General features: G+C 47.6%; 12 protein-coding genes. 5 read left to right on the top strand and 7 right to left on the bottom strand.

Annotation, left to right across the window (positions count from 1 at the left end):
• Positions 1 to 90: 90 nt before the first annotated feature.
• The gene (locus tag GK091_RS25445) at positions 91 to 1158 is read right to left on the bottom strand and encodes an aldo/keto reductase (protein WP_164043548.1); all 1068 of its coding nucleotides are present in this window, start codon (positions 1156 to 1158) and stop codon (positions 91 to 93) included.
• 263 nt (positions 1159 to 1421) lie between these two features.
• Entirely contained in the window at positions 1422 to 1718 is a 297-nt protein-coding gene (locus tag GK091_RS25440; RefSeq protein WP_317166354.1) for a RagB/SusD family nutrient uptake outer membrane protein, read from the bottom strand.
• A gap of 406 nt (positions 1719 to 2124) precedes the next feature.
• Here GK091_RS25440 and GK091_RS25435 point away from each other — a divergent pair, with 406 nt between their 5' ends.
• Together GK091_RS25435 and GK091_RS25430 are read left to right on the top strand one after the other, a co-directional pair.
• Complete coding sequence (locus GK091_RS25435; protein ID WP_212593005.1) at positions 2125 to 2736, top strand: helix-turn-helix domain-containing protein; 612 nt, start codon at positions 2125 to 2127, stop codon at positions 2734 to 2736.
• Between the two features lie 640 nt (positions 2737 to 3376).
• A complete protein-coding gene (locus GK091_RS25430; protein WP_164043545.1) occupies positions 3377 to 3790 on the top strand; it encodes a serine hydrolase domain-containing protein in 414 nt (137 codons plus the stop codon).
• Positions 3791 to 4486: 696 nt separating this feature from the next.
• Here the strand turns inward: GK091_RS25430 and GK091_RS25425 are convergent.
• From GK091_RS25425 to GK091_RS25415, 3 genes are all read right to left on the bottom strand, one after another.
• Positions 4487 to 5515, bottom strand: coding sequence for a sterol desaturase family protein (locus tag GK091_RS25425; protein WP_164043544.1), 1029 nt, complete (start codon positions 5513 to 5515; stop codon positions 4487 to 4489).
• Between the two features lie 311 nt (positions 5516 to 5826).
• Positions 5827 to 7335: a RagB/SusD family nutrient uptake outer membrane protein gene (locus GK091_RS25420; RefSeq protein WP_164043543.1), complete on the bottom strand. Its 1509-nt coding sequence runs from the start codon at positions 7333 to 7335 to the stop codon at positions 5827 to 5829.
• Between the two features lie 17 nt (positions 7336 to 7352).
• Positions 7353 to 10436 carry a SusC/RagA family TonB-linked outer membrane protein gene (locus GK091_RS25415; protein ID WP_246202417.1) on the bottom strand — a complete coding sequence of 1028 codons (3084 nt, stop codon included), beginning with the start codon at positions 10434 to 10436 and terminating at the stop codon, positions 7353 to 7355.
• A gap of 983 nt (positions 10437 to 11419) precedes the next feature.
• Here GK091_RS25415 and GK091_RS29925 point away from each other — a divergent pair.
• From GK091_RS29925 to GK091_RS29985, 3 genes are all read left to right on the top strand, one after another.
• Positions 11420 to 11548 (top strand): hypothetical protein, encoded by a 129-nt coding sequence (locus GK091_RS29925; RefSeq protein WP_262889226.1) that lies wholly within the window; start codon positions 11420 to 11422, stop codon positions 11546 to 11548.
• Complete coding sequence (locus GK091_RS25410) at positions 11548 to 11787, top strand: hypothetical protein (protein WP_164043541.1); 240 nt, start codon at positions 11548 to 11550, stop codon at positions 11785 to 11787. The genes GK091_RS29925 and GK091_RS25410 overlap by 1 nt, the downstream gene beginning before the upstream one ends.
• Positions 11788 to 12223: 436 nt before the next feature.
• Positions 12224 to 12925, top strand: coding sequence for an AraC family transcriptional regulator (locus tag GK091_RS29985; protein WP_164043540.1), 702 nt, complete (start codon positions 12224 to 12226; stop codon positions 12923 to 12925).
• A gap of 141 nt (positions 12926 to 13066) precedes the next feature.
• Here the strand turns inward: GK091_RS29985 and GK091_RS25400 are convergent, their stop codons facing one another.
• Both GK091_RS25400 and GK091_RS25395 read right to left on the bottom strand, forming a co-directional pair.
• Positions 13067 to 14710 carry a sensor histidine kinase gene (locus GK091_RS25400; protein ID WP_164043539.1) on the bottom strand — a complete coding sequence of 548 codons (1644 nt, stop codon included), beginning with the start codon at positions 14708 to 14710 and terminating at the stop codon, positions 13067 to 13069.
• Positions 14711 to 14810: 100 nt separating this feature from the next.
• Positions 14811 to 15242, bottom strand: a complete 432-nt coding sequence (locus tag GK091_RS25395; RefSeq protein ID WP_164043538.1) for a BLUF domain-containing protein — start codon at positions 15240 to 15242, stop codon at positions 14811 to 14813.
• Positions 15243 to 15849: the final 607 nt, after the last annotated feature.

Genomic DNA, 15849 nt, shown 5'->3' with positions numbered 1-15849 from the left:
TACTATTAATAAATTAGGCAGACAAGAAGGATGGCTGAACTAGCTGTCTACTTTTGGTGAGCCAATCCACCTAAAATCCTTACCAGATGGTCATGGTTGATGAGTCGCTACGGTTAGTCGGTCGTCCGGCGTAATGAGCCCTTCATCTACCAGGGCTGTCCAGAAGGCCGGGGGAATTTTTTTCGTCGCCATCTCGATGTTGGGCTTCACCTTCGCTGGTTTCGTCGTACTCAATGCCACGCTGCTAACACCGGGAACCGTAAAGCCAAAGTTGAAACAGGCTTCTGCCGGCTGTACGTCGAACCGCTGGCAGACCGACCAGAATTTATCCCGCCATGCATATAGACTTTTTCCTTCGGTAGTCTGTTTGTCCACCAGTTGGTAATTGTAATAATCGCTGCCAATCAGAAAACCGCCATTGAAAACCGCCGAATTTATAACCCGTACGCCCCTTCTGTTGAGGGTTTGGATAAAATCAATCAGAGCTGCCGGGTGATCATGAATCGTAAGGCTATTGGCGATCATGACCCAGTCCAGTTCCACATCGCTGGCAAGGCGTTCGATGACCCGCCATTGTTTGGACCCAACCCCCACACCGGCAATCTGGCCCGCGTTTTTTAACTCGGCGAGCGCTCGGTAAGCGTCCAGTATATCCCGATAAAGGGCCTCCGCTTCGTCTGGGCTGGTGGCCCGGGCCAGGTATTCATCCGGATCGTGGACAGATGCCAGCTGCGAGCGATACGAACCCAGCAACTGGTTTCCCTGATGAAAGCACTCCAGAATACCCTCGTAACTGATTTTCTGGATAGCGTCATGGGTTAACCCTTTCCACACACCCGGCTCAAACGTAGGCTCTGGCGTGGTGAGGGGCACCTGATACCAGCCCAGCTTATTACTGATGAGCACGTCTTCAGGCGCTACGTTCAGGTCTGAAAGGCATTGCCCCAGCGATTCCAGCGCCAGGCCAGCCCCGTATTTACCGGCACTATCGAATACTGCTTTTGCTGGCGAGTGGTCGATACTGGCTTTTACGATGGCGCGTTTTGTCTCACAGGGCGTCGCTTCATACAGATTTCCCAGTCCGCTGGTACCAAAAATAACCGGGGGAAGATCAAATGCTGATGCCTGCTGGTAGGGTACGGTTTGTATGTTACTCATAAAATACGTTTATCATTCTAAGGGCCTGGTTGATTTGTCCACAAAAAAATCCCCAAACAGAAATGTATATCGTTCTAACTTTTTAAGTCGTAGTGCTATCTGTGAGATGAAAGTCATGGTACGGTCAACGTGCCTGAATGGAAGGTGAGTTGCAAGGTGCATACTCGTCTTCCAGCTCATAGCTGGAGTCGAGTCTTTTAAGCGTAGCAGCCCTTTGTGAACAATGAACGGTAGCCTCCGATTATTTCACCAATCGATCAAAGCTACCATCCTGGATTCTGCGGCAGTAACTTAGCGTTAAGATTCAACTCCTGTAGGGGTAGTGAAAATAAATACAGCTTGTCACTCCAGGTACGGGCCGTAATGTTGGGATAGATAAGGATATAATTATCGGCGTTCAACACGATTCCACTCAGATTGACACCCGCGGCTTCATACGCTTTGCGTAAGGCCGGGGTCAGTTTCATGCTCAGGGTTGTCTCTGAGTTCTGAATGAGTCTCCCGGCCTTCCAGCGGATCAAATCATCATACCGGAATGAGACGCTTCCAAATGGCTTTATCTAATTTTTAGACTGACCGATTATAGGGCAAATCTAAAAGAGGTCCATAAGAAATTTTTCGCAAAAACAGACTTTTTTTTGCTCAAAACAGACCTTTACTATCTTTAGGTCGATTTTATGCTGAATAATGAACAAACATTTTTTAAAACATACCTTTTCTTTATTGAATATTGACCATGTCGAATTGAATTCGCGGTGGAACTATAAAAATGTCGTTAGCCCCTATCACCGCATTTATTATATAGATAAAGGAGAAGGGCAACTCTCTGATCAAACAAAAACACTGAAACTAGAAGCGGGCTATCTGTATATGATTCCCAGTTATACATTATGTAATTTGATATGTACCAGTTATCTCAGCCAGTACTTTGTTCAGTTTTTCGAAGAATCCGCTGATGGTACATTCATGTTTTCTACTGTCCGCCTGATTGCCAAAGTAAAGGCGAAAGAAATTGATGTAGCCAATTTTCAGCGATTGGTAGAAATCAATCCAGGCAGGGGCATTAACCGATCGGATAATCCTTCGGTCTACGAAAAGAATATTTATTACAAGGAATACCAGCAATTGAATAACCAGCAGAAGTTTTCTGATTTTCTGGAGACGCAGGGAATTCTGCTCCAGTTGTTATCGCGTTTTACGGTTCCCGAAATGGTTCAGGCTAAGGAGGCCGAAGCGATTCCGGTAAAGATTCTGGACGCTATGCGATTTGTCTTCGTCAATTTACATTTACCGCTCACGATCAAGCTTTTAGCCGAAAAGGTCAATCTGAATCCGGAGTATTTTTCCCGTCTCTTCGAAACACATACAGGAACACGTCCATTAGCCTTTATTCAGGAAAAACGAATCGAACGGGCCGTGCATATTATGGCGACCAGCCAGGCTTCCCTTTCTGAGATTGCTAACTTGACTGGATTTACAAGTCTGCCTCATTTCACCCGAATGTTCAAGAAAATTATTGGCCTTCCACCCGGAATGTATAGAAGGCAGTTACAATCCCCGTCGGTCCCATCCTTGTAAGTTTAGCGATATACTCTCAGGAGGAAAATCTTGACTTCGTATCCTACGGATTGAGTTGGACATAAATTAAAAAGTTAGTGTCTCGCAAAAATGCTCCCACTTGAGACCAAGATCAAAATTAGGTTTTTCATCAAATTGGCTCCTACGCCGTTCTAGTGTTCCCATAAGCCGATGCCAAGTAAAGTCAAACCAATCAGGGATGAACCTACAGCAATGGTGGTACAGGCCTTATTGAGCTCATGTTAGGAAAAGGATTGAGTAGCCATTTGTATTTGTAGCACCCCATAGGCAAACAGGGCAACGATCACTGTCGTAGCTACGACGATTCCTCCGAAGTCAGCTTTATTCACCAACTTATCGGCACTTGCTAAATGGATGACGATCCTGGATAGTAATCTTGGCTAAAGTATCCCCAAGGCCAGTAGGGGCAAGCTTAGGGCAAACCAACGCATATATGGGCTCATGGCAGTGGGATGATTCGGGTATTAACGATAAGCTTCGAACTTCTTTTCCATCAATAATCAAGCTAACGATTTTCGTGCCTGGCTTCTCAAGGTACGAAAATCGTTAGCTTGATTATAAGCAGGCAACCTTTGTTTTAATCTCAATAAAGGCTCCTACCTGAGACGGTAGAGTCTTCATGTATACCTACTCGCTAAACCCAAAAACCAACCAGTTTTATAACGATATACCCTATTATATCGAAAATTTTTTCACCGCCGGAGCGATGTATTCTACGGTAAGCGATGTATTGACGTTTGCGAATACCTTGTTTACCAATAAGCTGTTGAAACCCGCTACGGTGGCCTTGCTCTTAACTACCTCACCGAAACTTGATAGTTATGGGTATGGGCTGTGGGTCAGAAAGTATGCCGTCGAGGGTAAGACCTACACCGTAGCTGAACGACCCGGACGCATCGCCAGGGCGAATGCCCTATTATCCCATTTGCAAGAGGAGGATCTTACGATTGTGAGCTTGAGTAACACCAATGCAACCAATCACGAACATTTTCACAATGAGATCAGGAAATCGTTGGGCATACGAGTCTGGTAGTAAGTGACGGTACGTTACTACCTGGCATTGGCAATCGTAAAAAACAATTGTCCCATAAAAAGCTCCTGTTTGAGACAGACGAAAATGGATAGTGGTTGGGTTGTTGAATAATGAAGTAAAATGCTGGCAGATACTTTTGTACAGATATAAAACCAACTGATTGCTGGCGGCATCTTCTTAAAAAAACAATAGTCAAGACCATGAATAGTCTATCAAACCTCTCCTTCGCAGCACTCCTTTGCGTTACATTTTTGGCCGCTGTTGGGTCAAGTTCGCTGGCCCAAAGCGGACTTAACGGAGGTAGCCATTTTTCATCATGGGGGCAGCTATACCCTGGCTGACAGCACCTACCGTGAGACAACAGGGTATGCCAATACCAGTACGGCAAACTACATTGGCACAACGACCGTGTTCTCCGTTCGAATACAGCGAAATTCTATGTACCTAAAAGGCATTAGCAATCCCTGGAATGAGGTTTGGAAACGTCTTCGATGAGTTACTTTCCCGAATCGCTGGGCGTTAGGATTAACAAAGTAAACTATAGTCTATTAACTTGACCTGTTTTACTCGTCATTCCCCTATTGATCGTCAATTAATCTCTTAAAAGCTCCCGGATGAGACGAAGGCGCACGCTTACATAATTTCGGTAGATATGTTTGTTAGTCCACCCACTGATAATAAAGACGACGGCTTAGGCTAGTTTGTATAAGTAGGATTAGCCTGATCCGCCGGCTCATCGCTGGCCTGCTGAAGATAATTGTGGCGAACTATTTTTGCCGTTTTATGATCACCCGTGTGACTCCAGCCAGGGGGCATAACGATGTATAAAAGCTTATTTATCAGGCCGGGAGCCCGTTTCATGTCGATGAACAGAGCGTAGAACTCCCCAAAATAAGCATCCCCAAAATGACCCCGCCTGACCTGCCGGGATATGCCATATTCAATTTTTATCTCTTTTTCTTCCGTTTGTAAGGTACCGAATGCTTTGTCCCAAATAGGCAATAAATTACAAAAGTTAGTGTCCATGTAAAGCGGGTTCTTGGCATGGTGTACGCGGTGGTGTGAGGGGGTAAGCAGGATTTTATTGAGAAAACCCAGCCGACCATCTTTCAGAAGGTTTTCGCCTACGTGGATAAAAGCGCCCCAGGTCCCATCAATGAACATGATCAGAAACAAAAGGGGAGGATTCACTCCGAGTAGCAGACAAATGGTAGTCCGTATAATGTCGGCGTATGGAGCCTCCAGGAAAAAGTGAGCATACGTAACCGAAAGGTTCATATCTTCCGGTGCATGATGCGTAGAATGCAGGCACCAGAACAGCCGCACTTTATGACCTAAATAATGGTAGACAAAGTGGGCAAATTCCCAAACAATGTACCCGTAGATGAACCAGTACCAGGTAAGGGTAGTCGTAAACAACGCGTGCCCTTCAAACAAACCGATACAAAAAGCAACGGCACCAACCGAGAGATACCGGGAAATGAAGCGGTTAACAATATAGATTAAAAAGGGCATCTTATAGTTTTCGACCTTGAAGGTGCGGTATAAACCTCCCCGGACCATCTCGATCAGTAACAGCACTGGAATCAGGGGGGAAAGTGCCGCCTGGATGCCCTTCCAGGTAAGTAACGAATGGTAATCACCCGATCGGAACATCGCCATCCAATGGTGAATACCAAAAAAACCGGTAAACTCGTCGACAAGAAGTTGCATGATATCGTTCATGATGAGTTGCTTTTGAGTTAACGTAACAACGCTTCTTAATGAATGAGAAGCTAAAAAAGGAGAAAGCCTACTACTGGCTGAAGCATTCCGGAGAACTATCCTGACCAGCTTGTCAGCCAGACGCCAAGAGCATTATATAACCGCCGACTACGCGAAAACGGGCAGCCTGACATCGTGATAAACAAGAGCCTGCAGCCCGTCTTGTTTTTTGTAGTTCTATAAAGTTACAAAATTCTCAGACCGTCAGTGGTACATTCAGTTACGAGCGTACCACTGACGGTTTGGCAGACTTGACTCCCCCGGAAAGCTTCCTAGTAACCGGTATTATTAGGTAACAGATTCGGGTTTACGTTCAGCTCCTGAAGAGGCACTGGAAAGAGCAGATTTTTCTCGGTAAATGTGGCGTCAAAAACTGTTTTGTGCCCCACAAAATCGTCCCAGTTGCCCGTTACGTCGTTGTGTACTTTGCGGGTGCGGATCATATCGAACCACATCTTGTTTTCGAAGCATAGCTCGAAGTAGCGCTGCAACCAAACCTCCTGTTCGAAAGCGCTTTGGCTCAACGTACCGATTGATGCCAGTTTGGCGCGGGTACGAATTTTATTGACGTAATCAACCGCTTTCGCATTAGGCGAGCCCTCGGCCCGGTTGGATGCTTCGGCATACATCAGATACACATCGGCCAGCCGGTACAATGTATAATTGAGGTCGGACTTAGCGGTATTCGTTACAGCGTTCACGTCGAACCACTTATAGATATAGGTGTTTCTGAATGTTACGGTCTCGCCCGTTTTCAGACTGGGATAGGACCGGTAGACGTACTGCCGATCCTGCACCCGTTTGTCGCCCGCCGGAAACGACTTTATAAACTGATCCGTCGGATAAACAGACCCATATTCATCCGCGTATTTCGAGATGCCCGAATAGTTAGGAATCGTGAGGGGTGTCAGCGGGTTAATGGATGGAACACTGGCGGCATACTGAACCTGCAGTATAAATTCGCCCAGGTTTTTGTTGGCCGGATTGATCATGTCCGTGTATTCCGAAAATAAGGTATACCCACCGTTTTGAATCACATTCAGCGAACGTTTGGCCGATTCGGCATAATACGACGCTCCACCGTTGATGGCGGCACCTGCGTAGGTCAGGTACACATCGGCCAGGAGCGATTCGACAGCGCCCATCGACACCTTCCCGGTATTATCCTGCCAGGGTAGCGTCGATTTTTCGGCCAGCAGCAGATCGGGAATAATGATTTTGTCATAAATGTCCTTCGCCGGTGTGCGGGGAACATTCAGGTTCAGGTCGGTCGGAGTACTAGTCACACTCGGTACCGCCCCGTACATACGCACCAGTTGAAAATAATACAGAGCTCTCAGGGTATGGACTTCAGCCAGCATATTAGTTTTCTGCTCGTCCGTTAGTCCGCTGGCATTGATCGAGGGAATACTCTGAATGGCCAGATTACAGTTCCCAACTCCCAGGTACATCTGCTGCCACCAGGTATCAAAGTAAAAGGACGAATTATTGTAGGCTAGCTTCTGAAAGGTAGCAAACCCGGTCTGTCCCAGATCACTGTTGACTTTGCCGGTTACAAACTCCAGCAGGTTCCAGGTATTGCCACCATAAGACGCAGGCTGACCAGCCAGAAAACCCTGCAGGCTGGCATAGCCCGCATTGGCGTAGGCACGAGCCACTTTTACGCTCGAAACATTCGAAGAAGGCGTAATAAACCCGGTTGGATTTTCCTGTAAAAACTCTTTACAGCTCCCCATGGTCAGCAGGGCAATGACCACTACACTATATCTGATTAATTTCATGACGTTTCGTGAAAGAATTAAAAGGTGAGGTTTACGCCCAGATTCCAGACACGGGGACGGGGATAGGAAAAGAAATCGAGGTTTTGCGAAAAGGCACTGTTCGACCCGTACCCCGCATTAAACGTGTCTACCTCCGGGTCATAACCGCTGTATTTGGTGATGATGAACAGGTTCTGTACACTCGCATAGACCCGCAGCCGGTTTATTTTCATACGCTGCAGGGCAGCATTGTCGAAGTTGTAACCCAGTACAAAGTTTTGCCCACGAATGAACGAGCCATCTTCTACCCACCACGTATCGAAGTGCGAATCCTGCGCAAATTTGTAGTTCCGCACCTGCGAAATCATGGTGTTCTGATGATCTGGTGTCCAGGCATCCAGCACGGTGGCCAGGCTATTGGCCAGCGTCTGCCGGTCTTCGGTAGAATGCTTGAAGGTGGCTGCGGTATTGATACCCTGCACAAAGCGGATATCGGCGGTGAGGTCCCAGTTTTTATATTTGAACGTGTTGCTCAGTACGCCCGTCCATTTGGGGGTGGTGCGGCCAATGATGCTGTAGTAGTTGCTTCCATCGGCATTGTAGATATATTTCCGGTCGCCGGGTTTGAGGTTGTGCTTGGCGGCCTCGTCGGCCTCGTTGGTACCGTACGTACCCAGCCGGGTCATGCCCCACAAGGATCCGATGGGTTCGCCCACCCGCAGAATGTTGGTCTGACCCAGAAAATTAGGACCGGGAAAAATATCCGCGTTGCCGTTATTCAGTTTTAAAATCCGGTTTCGGTTCGAAGTGAAAACGATACTGCTCGTCCAGGTGAACTTATTCTTTCTGATGTTCGTGCTGTTTAAGCTCACCTCCACACCCGAGTTTCGGACCGAGCCGATGTTCTGATAGACATTGGCATTTTGCTCACCCGCCGACCACGGAATGGGGGCCTGCAACAACAGGTCTTTGGTCACCCGGTTATAATAATCGACGGTCAGGTTGAGGGCTTCACCGATGCCCAGTTCGACCCCGGCATCGAATTGCTGCGATCGTTCCCATTTCAGATTGGGGTTACCCAGATAGCTGGGCAGCAATGCCGATTGCTGGGTGCCACCTAGTATGGTGTTGGTAGGCTGAATCTGGGCAATAGAGCGGTACTGACCAATTTCCTGATTACCCGACAAGCCATAGCTTGCCCGTACTTTTAAATTGGTTATGGTTTTATTGCCTTTCAGAAAACCCTCTTCCGATACGCGCCAGGCAGCTCCTGCAGACGGGAAAAAGGCAAATTTATTATTGGCCCCGAATTTCGATGACCCATCGTAGCGACCCGTAGCCGTGAATAAATACTTCTCGTTCAGGTTATAGCTCAACCGGGCGTAGTAAGAATTCATGGCCCACTTATAATCCGATGAGGTCGACGAACTTTTTACCGAACCCGATCCGAGATTGTGCCACTGAAAAATATCGTCGATAAAGTTCTGAGTCTCAACGTAGGCAGTTTCCTGGTTGTACTGCTGCCAGGATGCTCCCAGCAACGCGGTCAGATGCTGACGCTCATTAATGGTTTTGTTCCAGGTCAGGTAATTTTCCGATTGCCAGTACCGGGTCGAGTTGTTGGTAATACCAGCTACCCCGCCCTGATCCGCCGAGATGTGCGGCAGGTTCTGAGAAGAGAAGAAGTTATTTTTCTGGTAATTGACATTATAGCCTAAATCCGTCCGGAAGTCGAGGTCTTTGGTGATGTGAAACAGCAGGTAAACATTGCCCAACGCCTGCAGGGTATTATTGAGCGTGTATCGGTTTGTAGCGGTGTTGACCGGGTTAGGGGCTCCTTCCAGACCGGCAATGTCGTTATTGCCCGCCCAGGTACCATCCGGGTATTTTACGGGTACGATTGGCACTTCTTCCGATACCGAACGGGGAACGTTCAGACCGCCGTTTCCGTCCGAAACTACTTTCTGCTGGCTGGTGATACCCGAAATGGTACCACCAATTTTCAGCCATTTGTTAACGTTGTTGTCGAGCGTTAACCGAACCGAGTACCGCTTGAAACCGGAGTTGATCATCAAGCCATTCTGGTTCAAATACCCAAGCGATAGACTGTAAACGGTTTTGTCATTGCCTCCCTGAACGTTCAGATTCTGATTCTGGGAAAAAGCGGGCTTATAGACTTCTTTTTCCCAGTTAGTATTATACAGAGGCTTGTTGTTTGTATCGAACAGCAGCGGGAAATGAGCGTGATCAAGTGGAGCGAGGGGCGTCCAGGTTGCCCCATTGGGGTCAAATTTGCTGCCGTTGGCAAACGCCTGGTTGTAAACCTGAATGAACTCATCTGAATTCAGTGTTCGGACGTGCCGGTACAGGTCGCTCACGTTTACGTCGCCGGAGTACGTAACACGGGCAGCTCCTGACCGGCCCCGTTTGGTCGTAATCAGAATAACCCCGTTGGCACCCCGTGCCCCATAGATTGCCGTTGACGAGGCATCTTTCAGCACTTCCAGCGAGGCAATGTCATTCGGGTTAATGGAGTTGCCATCCACCCCAATCACGCCGTCGACAACGTATAGCGGGTCGATGTTCGAGTTGATTGACCCTAACCCACGAACCCGTACTTTGGCGGCTGCTCCCGGTGCGTTGCTGTTTACGCTGACTTCAACGCCGGCTATTTTCCCCTGCAACGCCTGGGAGACGTTGGGTACGGGTTTATCCATCAGCTCTTCTCCTTTGATGGTAGCTACTGCCCCGGTTAAGTCTGATTTTTTTACTGTGCCGTAGCCAATAACCACAACTTCGCCGAGAGCTTTTGCGTCGGGTGCCAGCGTAATATTAACCGTGCTCCGGTTATTTACTTTTACTTCCTGACTATTATAACCGACAAAACTGAACACTAAAGTTGCCGAAGCATTTGGCACAGAAATCTTATAATTTCCTTCTGTATCTGTTGTTGTTCCGGTACCGGTTCCTTTAATAATAATATTTACGCCCGGCAACGCTGTTTGAGTTTCTGAATCAATAACTTTTCCAGTAATAGGTATATCTACTAGCCTGGGAACAGGAATTCCGGCACTTACAGTAAGTAGTTTTGACAGCAAAATATTCAATAGAATAAACTGCATAAGCCAACCAACTTTACAGATGCATTTCTGTATATTCGTCTTCATACGTTTGTGAGTTAAAAAATATAAAATATAAAAATCCACACTGAATTATATATGATAGGGCAAGATTTTCCTCTGCCCAAACAGCGCCCATGTCTGTAAGATATACTACTTACAATCAATTAGTTAGCCGGTTGGTATTTAGGTTATTTTTATGCCAATCATAAGGAGCCTTTATGAAAAATTTAGTCTTTTTTAATTTTTTATAAAGGCTCCTTATGATTAATTCGTTGTTAATGATTAAATAATTTAATGAGGACATTTTATTTAGTTCCTAACGTTTTTCCTCACTTACAGATGACTACTTTAAATAAATTAATAAAGAATAATAACAGAACCTTTACTCACAGAAAAGATTAAAATACTATTAAGCAAAGTCTACTCTTAAACTGTTCTGACGGTAACGGTAAATAATAGAAACGATGATCTATTCTAATGACAGGGTATGCCTTTGAGTTTATATCAATTATATCTTTTTGAAGGTTACTTTATTGGTATAGCTACTTTCGATAATTCACGAACGTAATTTGCCCTTTTCGACGGTACTACCCACTAAGTTGCTTTAAAGCGCACGTTGGATAAGACCGCCAGGCGACTCGATTTATCCCGTAATGAGTGCGGTTCAGTAAAGCAGCTACAGTTGATTGACTACCATGCTAAGCGCTATCTAACTTGGTTGGCTACAGAAACGAGGCCTGAACGGGGCTGTGTTCCTTTTACTGGATACGTTATAATGCTCAGAAGTGGGGGTTGTTATCAATTTCAACGCGTCTATTACCGGAACAGAGAAGGCTGAAGATAACGGTGCTTTTTCGATACAGTAAAGGGGGTTACATTCTTCGGTAAGGGTACTTTAATCAGTGCCCATACCCATCACTATCTAAACCGCTCGTAGGCAAAGACGGCAAGCTTTCGACCTGCGCCATCACTCAACAAATTCTATGACAGCCAAGCCTTCCTCACTACGTGAGCGGGTCGATAAAGCGATCGACCAAGGAATTGACTATCTGCTTCACCACCAATATATCCCAACGGTGAGTTTTGCTGTTACATCGCAGCCAATGAGTTGATGCTAGACTGGACAGTGGCTGACAATACCATTTTTCCCACCGCCTTAATCGCTACTTCACTCTTGAGCCTGGCGAGCAAAAGTCGGGTCGAGCGTATCCTTTACCGCACACGCCCCTTTTTTAAGAATCAGACGATGACAGGAGGAAGCTGGCATCATTTTGCACATCTGCATCCTCTGCGTCAGTATTTCCCCGTGAATATTGACGATATGGTATACGTCTCCAACTTTATCCGGTAAGGAGAGGGGGGGGGCGGTGCCCAACAATTGAGCCCTAGTGCTAGCTAATCGAAACTCATCGGATCTATTTTATACCTGGTTTATCCTACGAGTTCATTGGCGCCGGAGCCAGGCCTAATGGCGGTTGGCAGACAAAGAACTGACCACGGGATTTTGTTTACTGGTCTTGGGTCGAGGTAGGGTTGTTGACCGACAGGAGTGCGTTTTCCATCTCTTTAGTTAAGATTGAGCCGTTGACTTGTTGGAATAGGGTATCTGAACAGGTGACCACAGTACAATACCCACTTAAAGTTATTCTATAAGGAAAACAGATGGTAGGAACCGATTTTCAACAGTCAAGCGACCCCAATCATGATTCAGAAAGGTCGGTAAGGGCATTGCCTTTCTCACAAAAGGCTCCTGTCTGAGACGAGGAGGGCATTCATATAGCTGCTTTGTGAAACGGGGGTTAAAAGAGCCAACTGCTGATTTGATGAATAATTGGCCCTCACCAAGTGCTTTTCGCTTATTGTTGCAGAAACAGCCTGACCAAGGTCGTTTTAAGACAACTACCGTCTTCTTCAGTGAAGATTTACTAAAAAGCCTGAGCGAAGAACAGGGGTACCAGGCCGACGTGCATCGCCAAAAAAGCGCTCTGATCCAGATTCAACCCAATCCGCCCCTGCTACGCTTTATCAATGACCTCATTGAGGAGCAGGCTATGGACAAACCCGAGGGCGAACAAAACCAAGTTGTTGCAAAGAAAGCCTTGGTTAAGCTATTAGTTGAGCTTGATTCTAGCTTGACTAATGTACTGTTTAATTTCAATACGCCAGGTAAGATCGATCTGGAAGCGTTTATGAATCGTCACTACCGGTTCAATGTAAGCTTGGCTCGGTTTGGGTACTTAACGGGTCGTAGTTTAAGCGCTTTCAAACGAGATTTTACCCGGATTTTTGGCCTCGCTCCGGGTCGTTGGCTAGTTGCTAAGCGGTTAGAAGAAGCGTACTTTTTGCTAACAAAAACGGAGCGGAGCGTTTCGGATGTTTGCTTTGCCGTAGGCTTTGAAGATCTGTCACACTTTTCGTTTTCGTTCAAGGCACGCTATCAATTAGCGCTTACTCAGTTAAGGAAAGTTTTGACTAAGAATATCAAATAACGCTCCCACCTGAGACGCAGGAGTTTTTAGGAATCTGCTTTCGAAGTGGGACCTTCTTGTTAACATAAACCTCAACTTTATCCACTTCCCATAGCACATCATGAAAGCTGCTAGCCAAGAATGACTCGCTGAAACAGACCCTTAAGCAGGCAGGTATACCCTAAACGTAGCCCCCTGTCCGGGTTGGCTGTTGGCAGTAATGGCCCCTCCGTGGTTGAGCGCCACTTTTTGACAAATGGCCAACCCAATGCCGGTACCAACAAACTCGTTTTGAGAGTGAAGCCGTTGGAAAACTTGAAAAATGCGGTCCAGATATTTCTCCTCAAATCCAACCCCGTTATCGCTTATGTCAATACGATGGTAGGTCACTGCCGGGCGGGTGGGCTGGATCGTCAGCGGCAGCTGGGCATGCGTGATGAACTGGGCACTAATCCGAATTTGTGGCGTGGTTAGCTCGCCAGCCCGGTTGGTTCGACTAAATTTAAGCGCGTTGGTCAGCAGATTCTGAAAGAGTTGGCTCAACTGAATCGCATCACCCATCACCACCGGCAACGGATCAACAGTGATGACCGCGCCACTCTCACTGATAACCAGGTCCAGATCACTCAGGAGTTGGGTCAGCAGGCTACCTAAATCGACCGCCATCGCTACCGGCTGACTAGTCGAGATACGGGAGTAATTCAACAAGTCCCGGATTAGTCTTGACATCCGGCTGGCGGCCGCCTGCATGCGCTCCAGGTAGGTGCTGGCGGGACCCAACGACTCCGCGTACTGGCTCGTTAACAAGTCCCCAAACTGCTGAATTTTACGCAGGGGCTCCTGCAGATCGTGAGAAGCCACGTAGGCGAATTGCTGGAGATTATCGTTCGAGCGTTTTAGATCATCGATCGCATCCGCTAGTTCCTTCGTGCGCTCGGCTACGCGCTGCTCGAGTTGCTCGGCTAGTAATTTGTAGCGTTGTTCACTTTCCCGAATGGCGACCACCTGCCCGGTTACATCGGTGGCCGTATTGATGAGGCCCAAGATGGTGCCGTCCGGGGCATATACGGGATTACAGGAAAAGTTAAACCAGGACTCCTGCCAGTGGCCATCGATGACAAGCTGCCCCCGGGCCTGTTGATGATGATACGGTTCGCCCGTATCATAAACGCGCCGTAACAGGTCCACAAAGGGTTGCCCGGCCAGTTGAGGCATGACCTGATGAACGGGCTGACCCACAACCGATTCATCCTTACCCCAGATTTGAAGCATGGGCGCATTGACCGTATCAATCACGATCTCTTCGCCCACAAAGAAGACGGTGGCCGTCGGGGAGTGAAGCACCAGGCTGCGGAAACGGGCTTTGCTGATCTCTAATTGTTGCCGCGTCTGAACCTGGGCCGTAATATCGCGCACAAGGCCTGACAGCCGGTAGGCAGCCCCCAGGATATCTACGTAGGCACGACCTTGCGCATGCAACCAGCGCCACGACCCATCTTGCCGACTTCTGACGCGAAACTGGACATCAAAAGTTCCCGTTGAGGAGGGATCAAGGGCCAGTTTGATGGCTTTGTCAACCCGCTCCTGGTCTTCCTGGCTCACTAACTGCCGCCAATGCTGATAGCTCACCACGGGGCCTCCTGCTGAGCCGTAGAGTTCCTGACACCGCTGGTCCCACCACACTTGTTGCCCATTAACGTCCAGATTCCAGGTGCCCACCTGAGCCGCCTGGATCGCATAGCGCAGGCGTTCCTGCTCGGCCAGGCTACCTGAGCGGAAGGGAAATGGCATCGACTGATCGGTCATAGAGTCACGGCACACGGGTGTATAAAAACCAAACAAATTTACGTGCCGTTTGAATCCCAATCGGGCTTAATGCGGGGAATAAATCGACCAGTTGGTAGGCTTAAGGAGTCCGGTGAAGGCTATTGAGCTCAAAGAAACCCTTGAGCATCCGGACAATAACGGGTTGTTCGGTATCCCCGGCAGCCGCCGATTGGGCATCGATTGGAATAAGGGAACGTACTTCCTCATACTGACGAGTGCTTAGGATCTCGTAACCCATATGCCAGCGGTCGAATAACCGTTGCGAAATGGGTTGGCGAATAACCGTTCGAACGTCAGTGTGACGGGGGTCGGCCTGAATGCTCTTGTATACCTCCTCAACCAGGTCCTGCTGGCCTTCGAGCACCTGCACAATATGACCATTGATGTAGAGTAACACGCCGGTAATACCCAGACGGGCATTTTTCTGCCGGCTTACGTTGATAATGTCTAGAACAACCTGTTCAGTCGTCGAGCTGACGGCTGAACTGAAGTAGGTGATGCAATACTCCATTGGCAAAAAAACGGTTTCTTGGCAAAGATAAACCAGGGCTAGCTGATTGAACAACGATTTGGCTCAGAAGTTGCTTAATCAGCCATGCCGGTAACGGTCCGTGACGAGGCATCCCGTCTTAAGCTGATGGGTGGCTTCTGGCAAACGCGCCTTGAGTCTCAGCCACAGCCCTTATTGACAACCGGTTTGGTCCGGCTTCATTTGACCCGATGTCAGGCTCGAAGGGGAGACCCTTGCCGATTTAACTCTTTTTAGATTACCAATCAAAAGTCTTTAGGCAGCATTCGTCACGGATGAGTGAGCGTGCCAATGAATAGGGGCCGAAAACGATAATTTTGCCCAGGTGTGTTTATTCTTACTCACTCAATGATCCTACTTGGGACGAAGGAGCGTTATGGCATTTAATAACTGACCAACCCTATCCGTCCCCTACGACTCCGTATGCTACGAACTGAAATTGACAGTTATTAAGATATCTAACTGCAATCCTAAAACAAACAGTTGCAAAAAAGGCTCCTAAATGAGACGTAAGTTATTTCTTTTTTCCTATTTGCATACAGGAAAAGGCATGTATACAGGTCAATGGAATGAAGCAAGTTTCTTTACA

This window comes from Spirosoma agri (assembly GCF_010747415.1).
Lineage (GTDB): Bacteria > Bacteroidota > Bacteroidia > Cytophagales > Spirosomataceae > Spirosoma > Spirosoma agri.
This window is presented reverse-complemented; position numbering and strand designations above follow the sequence as displayed.